Source organism: Amycolatopsis marina (genome assembly GCF_900111885.1).
Lineage (GTDB): Bacteria > Actinomycetota > Actinomycetes > Mycobacteriales > Pseudonocardiaceae > Amycolatopsis > Amycolatopsis marina.
Window position 1 is genome coordinate 175,306 of the sequence record NZ_FOKG01000001.1, and the last position, 17,790, is coordinate 193,095.

At 67.5% G+C, this 17,790-nt stretch carries 17 protein-coding genes; 6 read left to right on the top strand and 11 right to left on the bottom strand.

Annotated features, from left to right (window positions below):
* Positions 1-10 precede the first annotated feature (10 nt).
* Both BM199_RS00850 and BM199_RS00855 read right to left on the bottom strand, forming a co-directional pair.
* Positions 11-1,096 (bottom strand): ABC transporter substrate-binding protein, encoded by a 1,086-nt coding sequence (locus tag BM199_RS00850; protein ID WP_091667991.1) that lies wholly within the window; start codon positions 1,094-1,096, stop codon positions 11-13.
* Between the two features lie 100 nt (positions 1,097-1,196).
* Positions 1,197-3,644, bottom strand: a complete 2,448-nt coding sequence (locus BM199_RS00855; RefSeq protein ID WP_091669528.1) for a LamG-like jellyroll fold domain-containing protein — start codon at positions 3,642-3,644, stop codon at positions 1,197-1,199.
* 422 nt (positions 3,645-4,066) lie between these two features.
* On the opposite strand from BM199_RS00855, the gene galT reads away from it, so the two are divergent.
* Positions 4,067-5,143: a galactose-1-phosphate uridylyltransferase gene (gene galT / locus BM199_RS00860; protein ID WP_091667993.1), complete on the top strand. Its 1,077-nt coding sequence runs from the start codon at positions 4,067-4,069 to the stop codon at positions 5,141-5,143.
* A 20-nt stretch (positions 5,144-5,163) separates the two neighbouring features.
* Here galT and BM199_RS00865 read toward each other — a convergent pair whose 3' ends face one another.
* Positions 5,164-5,976 carry an ABC transporter permease gene (locus BM199_RS00865; RefSeq protein WP_091667996.1) on the bottom strand — a complete coding sequence of 271 codons (813 nt, stop codon included), beginning with the start codon at positions 5,974-5,976 and terminating at the stop codon, positions 5,164-5,166.
* Positions 5,973-6,920, bottom strand: coding sequence for an ATP-binding cassette domain-containing protein (locus tag BM199_RS00870; protein ID WP_091667998.1), 948 nt, complete (start codon positions 6,918-6,920; stop codon positions 5,973-5,975). Before BM199_RS00870 ends, BM199_RS00865 begins: the two co-directional genes overlap by 4 nt.
* A 107-nt stretch (positions 6,921-7,027) precedes the next feature.
* Between BM199_RS00870 and BM199_RS00875 the strand changes: the two genes are divergently transcribed.
* Complete coding sequence (locus tag BM199_RS00875; protein ID WP_091668001.1) at positions 7,028-7,819, top strand: TetR/AcrR family transcriptional regulator; 792 nt, start codon at positions 7,028-7,030, stop codon at positions 7,817-7,819.
* A gap of 7 nt (positions 7,820-7,826) precedes the next feature.
* On the opposite strand, the gene BM199_RS00880 is transcribed toward BM199_RS00875, so the two are convergent.
* From BM199_RS00880 to BM199_RS00895, 4 genes are read right to left on the bottom strand one after another with little or no spacing between them, the layout of a single operon-like run.
* On the bottom strand, positions 7,827-8,438 hold the full coding sequence (locus BM199_RS00880) for a response regulator transcription factor (RefSeq protein WP_091668004.1): 612 nt from the start codon (positions 8,436-8,438) through the stop codon (positions 7,827-7,829).
* Positions 8,435-9,529, bottom strand: a complete 1,095-nt coding sequence (locus BM199_RS00885; protein ID WP_091668007.1) for a sensor histidine kinase — start codon at positions 9,527-9,529, stop codon at positions 8,435-8,437. The genes BM199_RS00880 and BM199_RS00885 overlap by 4 nt, the downstream gene beginning before the upstream one ends.
* Positions 9,526-10,263 (bottom strand): ABC transporter permease, encoded by a 738-nt coding sequence (locus tag BM199_RS00890; protein ID WP_091668010.1) that lies wholly within the window; start codon positions 10,261-10,263, stop codon positions 9,526-9,528. Before BM199_RS00890 ends, BM199_RS00885 begins: the two co-directional genes overlap by 4 nt.
* Positions 10,260-11,159, bottom strand: a complete 900-nt coding sequence (locus tag BM199_RS00895; protein ID WP_245788059.1) for an ABC transporter ATP-binding protein — start codon at positions 11,157-11,159, stop codon at positions 10,260-10,262. The genes BM199_RS00890 and BM199_RS00895 overlap by 4 nt, the downstream gene beginning before the upstream one ends.
* 295 nt (positions 11,160-11,454) lie before the next feature.
* Between BM199_RS00895 and BM199_RS00900 the strand changes: the two genes are divergently transcribed.
* A complete protein-coding gene (locus BM199_RS00900) occupies positions 11,455-12,378 on the top strand; it encodes a trypsin-like serine peptidase (protein ID WP_177242423.1) in 924 nt (307 codons plus the stop codon).
* A gap of 95 nt (positions 12,379-12,473) precedes the next feature.
* On the opposite strand, the gene BM199_RS00905 is transcribed toward BM199_RS00900, so the two are convergent.
* The 3 genes from BM199_RS00905 to BM199_RS00915 all read right to left on the bottom strand — a co-directional run bounded on the left by BM199_RS00905 (position 12,474) and on the right by BM199_RS00915 (position 15,131).
* Positions 12,474-13,034 carry an RNA polymerase sigma factor gene (locus BM199_RS00905; RefSeq protein WP_177242424.1) on the bottom strand — a complete coding sequence of 187 codons (561 nt, stop codon included), beginning with the start codon at positions 13,032-13,034 and terminating at the stop codon, positions 12,474-12,476.
* A 683-nt stretch (positions 13,035-13,717) separates the two neighbouring features.
* Positions 13,718-14,191, bottom strand: a complete 474-nt coding sequence (locus tag BM199_RS00910; RefSeq protein ID WP_091669535.1) for a DUF6328 family protein — start codon at positions 14,189-14,191, stop codon at positions 13,718-13,720.
* A 10-nt stretch (positions 14,192-14,201) separates the two neighbouring features.
* A complete protein-coding gene (locus tag BM199_RS00915; protein WP_245788060.1) occupies positions 14,202-15,131 on the bottom strand; it encodes a DMT family transporter in 930 nt (309 codons plus the stop codon).
* A 125-nt stretch (positions 15,132-15,256) separates the two neighbouring features.
* Between BM199_RS00915 and BM199_RS00920 the strand changes: the two genes are divergently transcribed.
* From BM199_RS00920 to BM199_RS00930, 3 genes are all read left to right on the top strand, one after another.
* Positions 15,257-15,829 (top strand): superoxide dismutase family protein, encoded by a 573-nt coding sequence (locus BM199_RS00920; protein WP_091668015.1) that lies wholly within the window; start codon positions 15,257-15,259, stop codon positions 15,827-15,829.
* A gap of 42 nt (positions 15,830-15,871) precedes the next feature.
* Positions 15,872-17,026: a tRNA dihydrouridine synthase DusB gene (gene dusB / locus BM199_RS00925; RefSeq protein WP_177242457.1), complete on the top strand. Its 1,155-nt coding sequence runs from the start codon at positions 15,872-15,874 to the stop codon at positions 17,024-17,026.
* 127 nt (positions 17,027-17,153) lie between these two features.
* Entirely contained in the window at positions 17,154-17,780 is a 627-nt protein-coding gene (locus BM199_RS00930; RefSeq protein WP_091668018.1) for a dihydrofolate reductase family protein, read from the top strand.
* Positions 17,781-17,790: the final 10 nt, after the last annotated feature.

A 17,790-nucleotide genomic window follows, 5' to 3' on the forward strand; every position in this document is an offset into this window, starting at 1 on the left:
GCGCTGCGGTTCAGAAGGCGTTGCCGATTTCCGCCTCAGCGTTCTCGGCGTTGTACTCGTCGTCGGAGATGATGATGTCCTCCGGGATCGGCTCGCCGTCGTAGAACTTCTGCGCGGTCTCGAAAGCCAGAGGACCGAACCGGGGGTTGGACTCGATCACGGCGTTCATCTGGCCGTCCACGATCGCCTGCACGGCGTTGCGTGTGCCGTCGATGGACACGAGTTTGATGTCCTCACCCGGCTTCTTCCCCGCGGCCTGCACAGCCGTCACGGCGCCCAGTGCCATCTCGTCGTTGTGCGCATAGATCGCGGTGATGTCCGGGTTGGACTGCAACAGTTGCTCGGCGACGGTCTGTCCCTCGTCACGGGCGAAGTTCGCGGTCTGCTCCGCGACGATCTCCAGCCCGGGGTACTGCGCCTTGACCTGGTCCTTGAATCCCGAGTTCCGCTCGTCGGTCACGTTGTTACCGGACGCGCCCAGCAGAACCGCCACCTTGGCGGTACCGCCGGTGACCTCGTTCATCGCGTCGGCGGCGCGCTTGCCCTGCTCGTAGAAGTCCGAACCCAGGAACGCGACGTAGTCCTCGCAGTGGGTGTTGGTCACCTTCCTGTCGATCGTGAGTACCGGGACGCCTGCCTGTTTCGCCGCGTCGAGGGCGGGGTCGAGGCCGTCGGAGTTCACCGGGGCGACGATCAGGAACTCCACTCCCTGGCTCACCAGGTTCTTGATGTCGGCGATCTGCTTTGGCAGTTCGTTGTTGGCGTTGGTGACGAGCAGGTCCTGAACGCCCGCAGCCTTGGCGGCGTCCCTGATCGACTTCGTCTCCGCCGCGCGGAAGGCCGCGGTGTCCGGTTCGGACTGGGAGAAGCCGACAACGGCGTCGGCCAGGTTGATCTTCTCGGCGCCGTACTTCTCGAGCGTGCATCCCTCGCCCGTGCTCTCGTTCTCCTTGACGACCTGCCCGTCGCCGCCGTCGCCCGCGCCCGCTGCGGGCGTCGGCTCCTCGCCGGTGTTGGTGCAGCCGGCCAGTGCCACGCCTACGGCCGTTGCCGCGACGAGCGCCTGCCATGAGCGCAGTGCCTTGTTGCGTGTCATGCAAAGCTCCTTGGGAAAGTTTCTGGCAACAACCGGGTGTTGGCACTGGTGAAAAAGGGAGCGGTGCCAGGGACGGATTCCTCCCTGGCACCGCCCGCTGTCACTCGCCTGCGGAAGCCAGTTCGGCGATCTCCGCATCGGACAGCGCCCGGTCGAAGAGCCGGACGTCGTCCACGTCGCCACGGAGGTGGTCGACGTTGTTGCCGCCGTACTGCCCGCGACCGATCACCGTGTTTCCCGTCGACTCACCGGCCGAGCACGCACTCTTCGAGGCGACCTGCTTGCCGTCGACGAACAACTCCAGCGTTCCGGCCTGCGCGTCGCGCACCCCGGTGAGGTGGTACCAGCGACCGGGTTCCGGCTTTTCGGGCGACAGCGCTCGCAGCCCGACGAAGCTCATGGCCCAGCGCTGGTCCTGCCCCGAGTACTGCAGGAAGAACGCGCTGCTGTTGCCGGTGTCCTGGCTGACCACCGTCTGGAAGGCGCCACCCGCCTCGTCCAGCTTCGCCCACGCCGACACCGAGTAGCTGCCCTCGGTGTCGACCAGGCTCGCGCCCGTGTCGGCGACACCGTCGCCGGCGAAGGAAAGCCCACCGCCCTCGACACCAGCGGCCCACTCGGTGTTGGCCAGTGTGGCGTCGGCTCCACCGACGGAGTCCTCCGCCGTCGAACCACTGCCCTCGTTGAACTTGTAGGCGTGGACACCCTGCAGGCCGGGAGTTCCTGGATCGGGATCCGGCCCACCGTTGCCACTTCCGTCCGCGTTGCGGATGATCGCCTCGTTGACGGCACGGACCTGCGCGAAGTCCATCTTCTCGACCTGCCGGTCATAGGTGAAGAAGCCGTTGACCTCGTGCTCGACATCGGTGATCTGCGTGTAGATGGCACCGCTGATGCCGCAACCCTGTGCGGCCGTCAGCACATCGCGCTGGTTCTCCACGTACCGCCGGGTGAGGGTTTCCTTGTCCGGCGTCATCTCGTAGGCGTGGCCCTCGCCGAACCACATGTGCCCATCGACCTCGAGACCGAAGCCGCCGTGTTCACCGTCCATCGAAACCCGGTCACCCTCGGGCATCGGATTGGCCGGGCCGGTGTAGGCGTGCCAGTCGATGACGTCACCCTTGCCCGAGTCACCGAGAGAGGCACAACAGTTCACGCCGCTGTGCGCGTTCACCAGCCGGGTCGGGTCCTGTGCCTTGACCTCCTCCGCGATCCGCCCGGTCGCCTCGCGAGACCATTCACCCCAGCCCTCGTTGAAGGGCACCCAGCCGACGACCGAGGTCCAGTTCTTCTTCTCCTCGACGATCTCGTGCAACTCGGCCTCGAACTGCCGTTGCGCGTCGACCGGCGGCCTTCCACCGGTCCGCATCGACGGCATGTCCTGCCAGACCAGCAGGCCCAGCTTGTCCGCGTGGTAGTACCAGCGGTCCGGTTCGGTCTTGATGTGCTTGCGCACGGTGTTGAAGCCCAGCACCTTGTGCTGCTCGAGGTCGAACTTCAGTGCCTCGTCGGTCGGCGCGGTGTAGATGCCGTCCGGCCAGTACCCCTGATCCAAAGTGGACATGTGGAAGAGGATCTCCCCGTTGAGGGTCATCCGCAGCTTGCCGTCCGCGCCCTCGGCGGTGCCGATCTCGCGCATGCCGAAGTAGGAGGAGACGCGGTCGACCGGTCGTCTGCCGTCCTTCAGCACAACCTCGAGGTCGTAGAGGAAGGGCGAGTCCGGTGACCACAGCTTGGCGTTCGGCACCGGGACCTCGAGCGGCTCGTCCGCCGGACCGCGCGTGCGAGTGACCGTCCGGCGACCGTCCTTGACGACCACTTCCGCGGTCAGCCCTTCGGCCTGCTCACCGGTGTTCACCGTCAGTCCGAGGGTGGACGTGTCGATATCAGGCACCATGTCGAGCTCGGTGACGTGGGCTGCGGGAACGGGCTCCATCCAGACCGTCTGCCAGACACCGGAGGCGCCTTCGTAGAAGATGCCTCGATCCGGAACCAGCCGCTGTTTGCCGACGGGCTGCCAGGTCGCGTCAGCGCGGTCCTCGACACCGATGACGATCTCCTGCGGGCCCGACCGCGTCAGTGCGTCGGTCACGTCTGCGGAGAAGGCACCGAAACCGCCGGTGTGGTCGGCGACTCGCTGCCCGTTCACGTACACCGTGGCCCTGTAGTCGACTGCTCCGAAGTGGAGCTTCAGTTTGTTGCCGTCGCCGACGCGCCATCCGCGGGGGACCTCGAAGGTGCGGCGGTACCACATGAAGTCCTCGTGCCGCTGGATCCCGGAGAGCGCCGACTCCGTCGGGTAGGGCACCAGAATCCGCTCGGCCAGCGTCCTGCCGAACGGCGGCGCCTCACCCTCGGCCGCACCGGCGAACTCCCAGACACCGTTGAGGTTCTGCCAGTTCTTGCGCGTGAGCTGCGGCCTCGGGTACTCGGGCAGCGCGTTGTCGGGGGATACCTGGTCGGTCCACGGGGTGGCCATTCGGGGCTCACCCATTTCCCAGCCCTCTGCCGTCGGTGCCGCCGCCACGGGAGATGCGGCTGCGGCCATCAGGAACGCGGAGAACACCGCCGTCGCGACGGTCAGCGGACCCCCACGTCTGCGTCGTCTCATCAGTGCGGATGACTTCACGGTCGAAACACCCTTCTCGGGGGGACCACGCCAGCGGACGCTGGCGCCAAAGCACCGGCAGCAGTTCGTGGTTCGCACGGAACTCACTCCGGCGTGACACATTTCACACAGGTTTCGAACGCGTGTCAACAGTTGCGACCATGTTCAATCAGACTTCAACAGAGCGTGACGACGAGCGAATGCCCAGGTCGAGCCGGGGCCTTTGGCGATCCTGGTCCAGGCAACCTCAGTATCGGCCAGAAAACAGGACAAAATCCCGAGCATGCCTGTTCGATAATGTTGCTTTGTGCTTGGATGCGTATCCCAGCCCACGGAGCGCGAGCCCCTAGGAGCAGTGACCGGTGAAACGAACCGTCGCGACGCTGGCAGACGGCCGCGAGATGCTGTATTTCGACGAGGACGACGTGACCGATCGCGAGGTGCTGGACACACGGGATCTCCCGGGGGTCAGCACGGCGTCCCAGCTGCGGCTCGATCCACTGCTCGACGAGTGGATCATGATGGCGGCGCACCGGCAGGGACGTACTTTCTTTCCTCCCAAGGACGAATGCCCGCTGTGTCCCTCGACCGCACAACGGCGGACCGAGATCCCCTCGGCCGACTACACGGTGGCCATCTTCGAGAACAGGTTTCCCAGCCTCTCGACAGGGGCAGCGCCGGAACAGGACGGGGTGAACCATTCACTCGTGGGCTTCCGGCCGGGTTTCGGCCGGTGCGAGGTGGTGTGCTTCACCAGCGACCACCAGGCGCGGTTCGCCGATCTGACGCCGGGGCACGCCCGGCTCGTGGTCGACGCATGGGCGGACCGCACCAGGGCACTGTCCGAACTGGATGGAGTCGAGCAGGTCTTCTGCTTCGAAAGCCGTGGCCGGGAGATCGGGGTGACACTCGCACATCCGCACGGCCAGATCTACGCCTATCCTTTCGTCACTCCGAGGACGCGCCGGATGTGGGAGGTGGCGCGCCGACACCGCCAACGCACCGGCGGCGATCTGCACACCGACGTGATCGCGGCGGAACGCGCCGCGGGAGAACGGGTGCTCGTCGAAACCGCGCACTGGGTCGCCTTCGTTCCGGCCGCCGCGCGCTGGCCCGTCGAGGTGCACTGCTACCCGCTACGGCGGGTGCGGACCATTCCGGAACTGACCGATACCGAGCGGGACGACTTCGCCCTGCTGTACCTCGACATCCTCCAGCGCTTCGATCGGCTCTACGATGCGCCGCTGCCGTACATCTCGGCATGGCACCAGGGCCCGGTCAACGACTCCGAAGACCTCGGTTACCTGCACCTGCAGCTCTTCTCGGCACGCCGGGGTGCCGACAAGCTGAAGCACCTCGCCGGGTCTGAGGCCGCGATGGACGCCTTCATCACCGATTCGCTCCCCGAGGACGTCGCGCTCCGGCTCAGGGAAATCTGATCCGGCAAACGCAGGCCGGTTCAGGCGCGCATGCGAACCACCTTGCGGCGGAACAACATCCCGCTCAACGGCACCGCGACGACGATCAGCCCGGCCCACCAGAGCACCGCGATCCAGCCGGTCCCGTTCACGGGCAGCCCGAGGAACATCGCGCGAACCGTGTCGATCACCAGGGTCACGGGCTGGTTCTCGGCGAACACGCGCAGCACCTCGGGCATCGAGTCGGGCGGCACGAACGCACTGCTGAGATACGGGATGAACACCAGCGGCATCGTCATCCCGCTCGCGCCCTCCACGGTCTGGGCGAGCATGCCGACGATCGCGGCCAGCCAGGACACGGCGATGGCGAACAACAGCAGCAACCCCACCGCGCCGATCCAGTCGAGGACGTCGGCCGCCGGGCGGAAGCCGATCAGGAAGCCGACGCCGAGCATCACGGCGATCGACACCGCGGTACGAACCACCGAGGCGGCAACGTGTCCGACCAGCACGGCCGAGCTGAGCATCGGCATGGTGCGGAAGCGCTCCACGATGCCCTCCAGCATGTCCCCGGCCACACCGACACTGGTCTGGGTCGCGTTGAAGGTGATACTGACCGCGATGATTCCCGGGAGCACGTAGTTCACGTAGGTGGTCGAACCCACGTCGACGGCGCCGCCGAAGACGTACCGGAACATCAGCAGCAGCACGATCGGCAGGAACAGCATGAGCATCAGTTGTTCGGGGCTGCGCAGGACGTGCCGCACGTTGCGTCCGATGAGGACGGCGGAGTCGCTCAGCGCCCAGTGGAGTTCGGACCGCTCGTGGCCCTGGGATGCCGTTGTCGTCGTCATGACCGCCCTCCCACGGGCTCGGGTGTTTCGGCCTGGCTTCCGGTCAGACTCAGGAAGACGTCGTCGAGCGACGGTTCCGTGACCCGCACCCTGCTGAGATTCGCGCCGGCGACGTCCAGCAGATCGAGGATGCGTTTGACGTCGTGGGCGGCGGCGACGGGAACCTCGGCCCGCAGCGCCGTTTCGTCGAGTCGCGGCCGCTCGACGCCGAGCGCCGCGGCACCCTTCGCGTAGCTTTCCGCGTCGGCGAAGGTCAGGTCGAGCAACTCCGCGCCCACCTGCTGCTTGAGTTGCGACGCGGTGCCCTCGGCGACGATCGCGCCGCCGTCGATCACGGCGATCCGGTCCGCCAGCTGGTCGGCCTCCTCCAGGTACTGCGTCGTCAGCAGGATCGTGACCCCACCGTCGAGGAGCTGACGCACGGTCTGCCACACGTCCCCGCGGCTACGTGGGTCGAGTCCGGTCGTGGGCTCGTCCAGGAAGATCACCGGCGGTGCGGTGATCATGCTGATCGCGACGTCCAGCCTGCGGCGCATGCCCCCGGAGTAGGTCTTGACCTGTCGCTGCCCCGCATCCACCAGATCGAATCGCACGAGCAGCTCGCGCGCTCGCTCCCGCGCGGCTGCCGAACCGAGCCGGAACAGCCTGCCCATCATCACCAGGTTCTCGTACCCGGTGAGCAGACCGTCGACGGCCGTCTGCTGCCCGGTGACCCCGATGACGCCGCGGACCGCACGCGCCTGCGTGGCGACGTCGTACCCGGCGATCCGCGCGCTGCCACCGTCCATTCCGAGCAGCGTGCTGAGGATCCGCACCGCCGTGGTCTTGCCAGCGCCGTTCGGCCCGAGCAGGGCGAGCATCGTCCCCCGTTCGACCCGCAGGTCCACCCCGGCCAGCACCTCGATCTCGCCGAAGGACTTCCGTAGCCCCTTCGCCTCGATCACCTCACCCGTTCTCACGATGCCCCCCAATTGTGTATCTGATACGCATAATGGTGTATTTGATACACAGTTTTAGGATGTACGTCAAGACGACAGTGATTAGGTGGCGTATGACGACCGACCGGACAACGACCGGTTACAGCGGCAGGCAGGGACCACTGAGCAGCGCCGAGCTGCTCTGGGGAGCACGCGACCGTCCGAGCAGAGGCCCGAAGCCCAAACTCACCATCGACCGGATCGCTCGTGCGGCGATCGCGATCGCCGATGCCGAGGGGCTCGACGCACTCTCGATGCAGCGGGTGGCGAAGGAACTCGGGTTCAGCACGATGTCGCTGTACCGGTACGTGCCGAGCAAGGAACAGCTGCTCGACGTGATGATCGACATCGGCTGCGGACCCGCACCCATCCCCGCCGGCCCATGCACCGACTGGCGTGCCGAGATCGAGGACTGGGTGCGCCGAATCTGGACCATGTACCAGGAGCACCCCTGGGTACTGCGCGTGCAGATCAACGGCCCGCCGGTGGGACCGAACCAGCTGTCCTGGTTCGAGGCCGCGCTGCGCCCGCTGTCCCAGGCGGGGCTGGGCGGCGCCGACCTCGTCGCGGTGGCGACCTTCCTGCTCGGAACGACGCGGGAACTGGCGCGTATCTCGCTGGACATGGCCCAGGCCCGCGAACAGGCGGGGGTCAGTGTCACCCAGGCGGGGTCCGGATTCGCGGCGGTGCTGCGGGACCACGTGGACGCCACTCGGTACCCGACACTGGCCGGGCTGGTCGCCGACGAGCTCTTCGAGCCGGTCGAAGCACAGGGCGACGGCATCGACTTCGACCTGCACTTCGGCATCCAGCGACTCCTCGACGGCATCGAGTCCTACGTGGACACCGGTCGCGCGAACCGGTGACCGGCCGTCAGAGCCAACCGCGCTCGCGAGCCAGCTTGGCGGCCTCGCTGCGGTTGCGGGCGTTGAGCTTCGCCATCGCCGCGGAAAGGTAGTTCCGCACGGTGCCCTCGGCCAGGTGCAACCGCGCGGCGATCACGGCGTTCCCCGCACCCTCGGCCACCTCGCGCAGCAGTTCCCGTTCCCGGTCGGTGAGCGGGTTCGCGGTGTCGAACGCGGCGACCGCGAGTTCCGGGGCCACCACCCGCTCACCCGCGTGCACCCGGCGAAGGGCGGCGACCAGTTCGCCGATCGGCGCGTCCTTGAGCAGGTAGCCGGCCACCCCGGCGTCCATCGCCCTGCGCAGGTACCCGCTGCGGGCGAACATCGTCACGATCAGCACGCGGGTCACCGCGCCCCGCTCGTTCAGTTCCGCCGCGAGGTCGAGTCCGGTTCGTCCCGGCATCTCGATGTCGGTGAGCAGCACATCCGGCCGATGCTCCAGCACCGCCGCGAATGCCTCGTCGCCGTCGGCCGCCGTCGCGACCACCTCGACATCCGGCTGCAGGTCGAGCAGTGAGGCGAACGCCCCGAGCACCATCGCCTGGTCCTCGGCCAGGACGACCCTGATCGGCCCGCTCACAGTGCCACCTCCGCAGGCACCGCGATCGTGATCGTGGTGCCGACCGTTCCGGTGCGATCCACGGTGCCGCCCAGCGCGGTCACGCGCTCACGGATACCGGCGAGCCCGTTGCCTTCCCGCGCGTGTCCGCCCCTGCCGTCGTCCGCCACCACGAGCCGCAGCTCCCCGTTCTCGACGCCGACGCGAACGTGACACGTCCGGGCGCGCGCGTGCCGCGCCACGTTCGTCACCGCTTCGCGCAGCGCCAGTGCCAGTGCGTGCTCCACCGAGCCGACGAGGGTCAGGGCGTCGTCCTGGTGCACCGTCAGCTCGACCCCCATGCTCGCCAGCGTGGCGCGGGCCGATTCGAGTTCGTCGTCCAGGCTCGCCTGCCGCCAGCCGCCCAGCGTGCTTCTGACCTCCGACAGCGCGTTCCTGGCGATCTGCTCGATCTCGGCGGCCTCCGTCCGCGCCTTGTCCGGATCCGCCGGCACCAGTTGCCGCACGAGCTGGGCCCGCACCACCACCGCGGTCAGCGAGTGCCCGAGCAGGTCGTGCAGGTCGCGGGCGATCCGCTCGCGTTCGGAGACCGTCGCAAGATGTTCCACCCTGGCGTTGCGCATCCGCAGCTCGGCGGCCTCCCTGCCCTTCTCGGAGCCCTCGATCTGGATGAAGCCGATGACCCAGATGAACAGCAGGGAGGGCAGCAGGCCCCACAGCCGCCACGGGAGCGGAACCAGGGAGACGACGCCGAGGACCCCGAGGATCACCGTGAGCGCCGCCAGCCAGCGCAGCGCCACCCTGCGGGTCTCGACGGAGGCGGCGAACGCGGCCGCGTAGACGAACAGGATCGAAAGACCGGTGTTGAACGGGGTGCCCGCGACGCCCAGCAATGTGGTCAGCACGGCCAGCAGCCGGGATCGCTCCGGCCGCAGCACCCCGGCGACGAACACCGGCAGGAACGCACCGACGAATCCGGCCGCGAGCAGCCACTCGCCCGGCGGGTTCTCCGGGCTGAAGATCGGCTGGAAGAACGGGATGACCAGATAGACCAGGAACAGCCAGTCCATCGTCCGCCACGGGGACTTCTGCGGCCTGGTGGGTTCGCTCATGATCGAGCATGACGATACGACACGGCCGCGAGCGTCGCCGTCACCGCGGTGGTCGCGACCAGCACCGACGTGTGTCCTGCGACCGCGCTGCCGTCGAGTTGCCCCAGCGCGAGCTGCGCCAGGTGGTAGGTCGGCAGGAACGGTGCGACATTCTGGATGAACGCGGGCATGATCTCCAGCGGCATCCACAGCCCGGAGAGCACGGCCGAGGGCATCAGGATCGCGTTGAGGATGGCCGCGGCCGCGTTCGACCTCGTCTGGAACCCGATCGCGAGGCCGAACAGCGCGAACGGCAGCGAACCCAGCAGGAGTACGACGACGAGCCGGGCAAGGCTGCCGACGGAGGCGTTCAGCGTGCCGGTGAACGCGGCCGCGACGCCCATCGCGATCAGCACACCGACCGCGTAGGGCATGCTCGCGGTGACCTTGGCGGCCAACGTCAGCCGGATCGGCACGGCAGACACCTGCTTGGCCCGCAACCAGCCGAGTTCCCGGTCCTGCGCGACGCCGATTCCCGGATTCATCAGCGTCACCGAGAGCACACCGAAAGTGCCGAACGTCGCGAGCATCTGCGTCCCGCGTGGCACCGCCTCGTCGCCGTAGTTGCCGAACAGGGAGACGAACAGGACGAAGAACCCGACGGGCATCAGGATCGAGAAGAACAGGGCCGTCGGTTCACGGAAGATGCCGCGCAACTCGTCGGCCACCTCGACTCCGAAGATGCGTGTGTTCATTCCCGGACCTCCTGGGGACGACTGGTGAGGGCGACAACGGCTTCCTCGAGTCCCGCGCCCTCGACGCGCAGATCCGACAGCTGGTGATCCTCCGCGAGCAGCACACGGAGCAGGTCCTCCGGCGAACGGGTGCTCAGCCGGACGTACTCGGCGTCGCGCCGGGCCGCCACCACGCCGGGCAGCGCACGAAGGCGGTCGAGATCGAGCGAGGTGCGCGCGACGACCGTCCGATCGGGCAGCAGGGCCACCAGTTCCCCGGGGGAGCCCTTGGCCAGCACGCTGCCGTCCGCCAGCACGACCACCCGGTCGGCCACCGCAGCGGACTCCTCGATCAGATGCGTGGTGACCAACACTCCGGTGCCACGCTCACGACGCTGCTCCAGCAGTTGCCAGAACTGCTTCCGGGCGACGACGTCCAGCCCGGCGGTCGGTTCGTCGAGCACGAGCAGATCCGGATCGGTGACCAGCGCCATCGCCAGTTGCAGGCGCTGCTTCTGCCCACCGGAGAGTTTCGCGGCGCGCCGGTTCACGAACTCCGTCAGCCCCAGTTCCGCCAGCACCGGTCCCGCCGTGGACCGCGGACGCCCTCCGCGTACAGCAGCCCCTGCGACCAGTTCGCCCACCTTGAGCGTGGCCGGGAAGCCGAGGGACTGCTGTACGACACCAAGGTGACGGCGGGTCGCGGCGTCGCGCGGGTTGCCGCCGGCCAGCAGGACCTGCCCCCGCTGCACCCTAAGCAGGCCGATCGCCAGGTTCACCAGCGTCGTCTTGCCTGCTCCGTTGGGTCCCAGCAGTGCGACACACTCACCGGCCCCGACCTCGAGATCGACTCCGTCCAGAGCGGGGGGACCACTGTAGGAGTGGTGGACCCCGCTCACCCCCAGCACGATTTGCACGTCGAACTCCTCACCTTGTTGCCCTGCCAACAGTGGTCGTCGGCAGCGCCACGAGGTAGTGCGGCGGAGTCACGAGGACGAGATGACGAATGTCAGTAGGCCTGGGGTTGCCCCGCCTTTTGCCCTCACCCCAACAGGTGACCTCGAAAGTAGGGGCGCAAGCACCTGGACCAGGGAGTAGCCGAGGATCTCTCACATTTCAAGTCTCCCGATCGTGGCAGCCCGCGACCTAGCTTTCCCGCATCGCCGTCCACCCCTGCTCGGCGAGATCACGACAGTCGGGAGAGATCAACTGATGGCACGACCTCTCGTTCGTTCCCTGCTCGCCGCGATAGCGGCCGCGGGCGCCTCGGTGACCCTGTCCGCCCCCGCGATGGCCGCGCCAGCGCCGGTCGCGCAACCGCACACCGTGGCCGAAGAGGCCGCGACGACGACGGCCGAACAACATCGGATCGACGCGTACTGGACTGCCGAGCGCATGTCCTCCGCAGCGCCTGCCGAAATCAGGTTCGCCGGTGACAAGGCGCAGGCGGGTGGCAACGGAAAGGGGAACGGGAAGAACAAGAAGACCGAATCCGCCGTCCCGGCCACGCCCCAGCCGGAACTCGGCAAGGTGTTCTTCACCCTCGGCGGCACCGACTACGTCTGCTCCGGCACGGCCACGGCGAGCGGCAACGCCGATGTGGTCACCACCGCGGGCCACTGCCTGAACGAGGGGCCGGGCGAGTTCGCCACCAACTTCGCCTTCGTTCCCGCTTACGACGAAGGTGCGGAACCCTATGGCACCTGGACCGCCAAGGAACTGTTCACCACCACCCAATGGTCACAGTCCGGCGACTTCAACCACGATGTCGGCTTCGCCGTGATGAACGAGAACTCCAGCGGCCAGAGCCTCACCGATGTGGTCGGCTCCTACCCGATCGCGTTCAACCTGTCCCGCGGCCTGGACTACACCGCCTACGGCTACCCGGCCGCCTCACCGTTCGACGGGCAGACGCTGTGGTCCTGCTCCGGCACCGTGACGCAGGATCAGCGTGGCTCGACCGACCAGGGCCTCAAGTGCAGCATGACCGGCGGCTCGTCCGGCGGCGGCTGGATCACCGGCGGCAAACTCAACTCGGTGAACAGCTTCAAGTACACAACCGACTCGTCGACGATGTACGGCCCGTACTTCGGCGATGTCGCCCGGTCCGTCTTCAACTCGGCGGCAGCGGCCTGACCTGATCCAGCAAAGCGAATCACCGTCCTGATTCCGACAGTGCACGAAGGAAAGTCCTGGCGCGGCGCCCCTGCAAACGCCGCACCAGGACTTTCTCAGTCGCCGAGAACCCGGTCACACCGAGCCCGGCGGGCCATCAGCTCGCGCACCCTGCGCCGCGCGCGGCTGGCAATACTTTCGGTCGCCCTCCTGGTCGTACCCAGTCGTCGGGCGATCTCGTCGTGGGATACCCCTCGCTCCAGATGTAGCAGGACAAAGCGTTCCCGCTCACTCAACCGGCCAAACCTGGCTATGAGCCAGCGTGCCTCCTCCCGGCACAACACCGTTTCCTCCGGGTCCTCCAGTGCCCCGACCGACGGCAGCAGTACCCGAGGATGCACCGCCGCGGCCTGAAGCGCCACCCGGCGCCGAAGATCGTCGACGCAGAGCCTGCGGGTGACGGTCGAGAGAAAACGACTGAGCCGGTCCAGGTCGAGGTCGTCGTACCTGGCCGCGCGCAGGAAGGCTTCGTGGACGATGTCCTCCGCGTCAGCCTCTACGCCGAACGTTGCCGCTGCCCGGACCAGAGCTGAGCGAAGACGAACGCATTCCTGCCAGAATTCTTCGGTCTCGTCCGAGCCGAGCGTATCCGCACTTCTACCACCCCTGGTCGTCACTGTTTTTCCTTCTCGCCCACCACAAACCGACCCGCGAAATTCGTGGATCTTGCGGAAGAGCGCGCTCATCAGGCGCCGTTGTTCGTGAACCAACCTTGGCATCGAGCCCGATAGGCACGTACCGCCGTTCGTGGGAAGTCGGCCGTTCACATTTCCCTCGCGGTGACTCTTGTCACTGCGGGTCAATAGCACTCCAAAACGTATTCATGAGTGGAGCTCCCCACAAGGAAGCAAATACCGCGCCCGTTTAGTTGAAGGATGAACATGCTTCGCAAACGAATTCTGATGTGCACACTCGCACTCGCCGCGTTCCTGACGACGGCTACCGCCCGTCAGTCGTGGCAGCAGGACCGGTAACCGACAGCGCACTGCTGCCGACGATCGCAAAAGGAGAAGAACCTTACCCGGCACCGAAAGCGGCCTTGCTGGTCCGGGAACCCCGTGTCCTTATCTACGCGCCGGTAACTGCAACAGCAAGGGGCACCGGAAAGGACGGACCGTGGATTACCGGGAAACCTTTCCCCACACTTGCACCCTTCAGGTCGCGAAGGGTCCGATCTTCGGATTCCGACGATCATCACTACCCAGTAGTAAGAATAGGACTCATTTGCAGAAGTCTGAATGACTTCCCGGCGCATACGCCGGGAAGTCATTCACTGAAGAACGGGAGGGACCGTGGCCGATTAACCGTCGGCCGGCTGGTGCCTGAGCATCCGGGTCGGAACGATGAACCAGACCACCAGGAACAGCACTCCGACGAGCGGCCCGAGGACCACCATCGCGACAATGCCGAACACCACCTTGGCGATGAGTGCCACCGTCACCGTCACTGCGGCGGCGAGGCAGGCGAGTCCGGCGAGCACCGAGCGGTTGCCCGCGCGCAGGATGTCCCACCGCCGACCACCCCGGAAAAGCACCCGGTGCCAGGCGGCGGGCGCGGTGAGCAGCGCGGTGGCCACCGAGGTGAGCAGTACGGCCGAGATGTGCAACGACTTCTCGAATCCGCTCGCGTCACGGAAGGTGCCGGTGAAGACGACGGAGAGCAGGAACCCGAAGAGAATCTGCACGCCCGCCTGCGCGACGCGCAACTCACCGAGCAGCTCGTTGACGTTGCGAGCGAGCTTCTCGTTCTCCGACTCGGAATCCGCCTCGCTCAGTGTTATCGCCTCACACCCGTTCCAGTGCCTGCTCCACCACGACAGTCCCACCCCGCGAGCGCTCGTGCCAGCCGAGGGCGGTCACCGCGCCGACGACGATCACGAGACCGATCCACTGCGTCGCGGACAGTGACGCTCCGAGAAAGGACACGCCGATCAGCGCGGCGGTGACGGGGAACGCCAACTCGGCCAGCGTCGCTCGCGCGGCCGGAGTGGCCCGCAGGCCCACGTAGTACAGGCTCAGTGCCAACAGCCCCGGTACCAGGGCCAGCAGAACGAGGCCGACGGCGTTGCCCCAGCCGGGGACGATCGAGTCATCCTGTGCCCACAACAGGGCTGCCGCTACCGGCAGACCGACGCTGAACCGCAGCACGGTGACGTCCAGCGCGGGCAACTGCTTCGACACCAACCGGCCCAGAACGGTGCCCGCCGCCCACAGGGCCGCCGCCCCGAGCGCGAGCAGCGCGGTCTGCGCCGCCGCCACCTCGACGTCGAACGGGTCGGCGAAGGCCAGTAGCCAGGCGCCCGCCACCGCGGGCACGGCGAAGACGACATAGCCGGGGCGCAACCGTTCACCGAGGATGAAGAACGCGGCGAGAACTGCGATCACCGGTTGCAGCTTCTGCAGGACGAGCGGCGTGACCGGATCGCCGGTCTGGAAGGCCATGGTGAACAGCGTGGTGGCGAGCGCGGAGGAACCCGCCCCGATCACCAGGACCGCGATCCACTCCCGCCTTCCGCAGGCGCGCAGTGCCCGCAGCGCGCGAGGCACGAAGGGCAGCAGCACCAGCACGATCAGCAGGTGCTCCCAGAACACCACGGTCGCGGCGGGCAACGCCTCGGCCATGGGCAGCCGCAGCAATCCGTCCGTGCCCCAGAGCGCCGCCGCCACGGCGACCAACCAGGTCCGATCAGCAGGTCTGCCCGCGGTCGTTGTCACGTCGTCAGCCTACGAGGCTGCCGGACGCCGGTTCCGCGCCAGGCCCACATCGTGAAACGGGTTCACCACTCGATCGTGTGAGAACACTGGCGCACGAGCCCGACGGCGAGATAACAGGTGGAGGCATGCACCGCTCGATCGCCACAATCGCCGCCCTCGTTCTCGCCGTCCTTGTCACCGGGGCGGGCAACGCGGCCGCGGAACCGACAGTCTCACCGCGGCTGGCAACGGCGGGAGGGACGTTCGGCGGGTACGAGCCGGGCAAGGCCGCCAGCACGTACGACCCCGCACTGGTGCCGGAGGGCGCACGCGCCCACGTCTTCGCACTGTCCGCTCCGGGGCTGGGCACGAGCACTGCGCTGTCCGTCGGAGGCCTTGTGCCGAACCGCGAGTACGGCGCACACGCCCACACCAAGCCGTGCGGCCCGACCGGCAAGGACGCCGGTCCGCACTTCCAGCACGAACAGGACCCGGTCAGCCCCTCGGTCGACCCGGCCTACGCCAACCCGGACAACGAGATCTGGCTCGACTTCACCACGGACCGGCTGGGCAACTCACTGGAGATCTCGAAGGTGGCGTGGCCGTTGGGCGAGCGCCGCCCGGCCTCGGTGGTCATCCACGAGATGCACACCCACACCGCCCCCGGCGAGGCCGGAGACGCCGGTTCGAGGCTGGCCTGCGTCAACGTCGACTTCTAGCCGCGCCAGGCGAGTTCGATGTGGCGGTCGTCATCGGCGACAATGGAGGACGTGACCGCCACCCTCTCGAAGCCCGCCCTGCGGATCGGCCCGTACGAGGTCGATCCGCCAGTCGTGCTCGCACCGATGGCCGGTATCACCAACGTGGCCTTCCGCAGGCTGTGCCAGGAGTACGGCGCCGGCCTGTACGTGTGCGAGATGATCACCGCCCGCGCCGTGGTCGAACGGCATCCCGGGACGATGCACATGATGACCTTCGGTGAGGGCGAGTACCCCCGCTCGATGCAGCTCTACGGCGTCGACCCGAAGACGATGAGCGAGGCAGTCAAGATCATCGTCGGCGAGGGGCTCGCCGACCACGTCGACAGCAACTTCGGCTGCCCCGTCAGCAAGGTGACCCGCAAGGGTGGCGGCGCGGCGCTGCCGTTCAAGCGCCGCCTGTTCGCCGACATCGTGCGCGCGTCCGTACAGGCTGCCGAGGGCGCGGGCGTGCCGTTCACGGTCAAGTTCCGCGTGGGCATCGACGACCAGCACCACACCTATCTCGACGCGGGCCGGATCGCCGAGGCGGAAGGCGCCGCCGCGGTGTCGCTGCACGCCAGGACGGCGGCCCAGCGCTACTCCGGTGCGGCGGACTGGAGCCACATCGCCCGGCTCAAGGAAGCCGTGACCACCATTCCGGTTCTGGGCAACGGCGACATCTTCACCGCGAACGACGCGTTGCGGATGGTCAGCGAGACCGGCTGCGACGGTGTCGTCGTCGGTCGCGGCTGTCTGGGCAGGCCGTGGCTGTTCGGCGAACTGGAAGCCGCGTTCCAGGACAGGCCGGTCCCCGACGGCCCGCCGCTCGGCGAGGTAGCGCGGGTACTGCGGCGGCACGCCGAGTTGCTCATCGAGCACGACGGCACCGACAAGGCCCTGCGCGACCTGCGCAAGCACATGGCCTGGTACTTCATGGGCTTCCCGCTCGGCTCGGAACTGCGGCGTGGCTTCGCGATGGTGTCGAGCCTGCAGGAGCTCGACGAGCTGATCGGCAGGCTGGAGACGGTCGGGTTGGACACGCCGTTCCCAGCTGAAGGGCAGGGCCCGCGGGGACGACAGGGCTCGCCCGGCAAGGTCACACTGCCGCACGGCTGGCTGGACGACCCGGACGACGACTGCGTCCCCGAGGCCGAGGACATGCACTCCGGCGGCTGAGCCAGTTCGGCCAGCCCTCCGCGAAATCAATTCCCTCCAGTTGTCGATTCCGTCCGTTCTCGTTCGCCGTGGTTGCTGAGGGCGTCACCACCGACGCCCGACGGCAGGTACGAGCGAGGGAAACGACATGCGCAAACTGACGGTGACCATCTTCGTGTCGCTGGACGGGGTCATGCAGGCACCGGGCGGGAGCGACGAGGACCGCGACGGCGGGTTCGAGCACGGTGGCTGGGCCGTTCCGCACTTCGACGGGCAACTGCTGCGACGGATGGCCGAGACGGCAGCCAGGGCCGACGCACTCCTGCTCGGACGCAGGACCTACGAGATCTTCGCTGCCTCCTGGCCGCTCGCCGATGCGGACGACCCGATCGGGGCCAAGTGGAACAGCGTCCGCAAGTACGTCGCGTCCCGGAGCCTGGAGACGGTGTCCTGGCAGAACTCGACGCTGCTCACCGGGGCCGTCGCCGAAGCGGTTGGCCGGCTGAAGCAGGGCGACGGTGGCGAGATCCAGGTTCACGGCAGCGGCGGGCTTGTCCAGACGCTGGTCGAGCACGACCTCGTCGACGAGTTCCAACTGCTGGTGTTCCCGGTACTCGTCGGATCCGGCAAGCGGCTGTTCGCCGAAGGGACAATTCCGGCCGGGTTGAAACTGGTCGAGATCAACAGTTCCGGCACCGGGGTCCTCATTTCCAGGTACACACGGGACGGCGACGTCGAATACGGTCACATGGGCCCGGAAACCGGGAACTGGTGACGGGGCGACA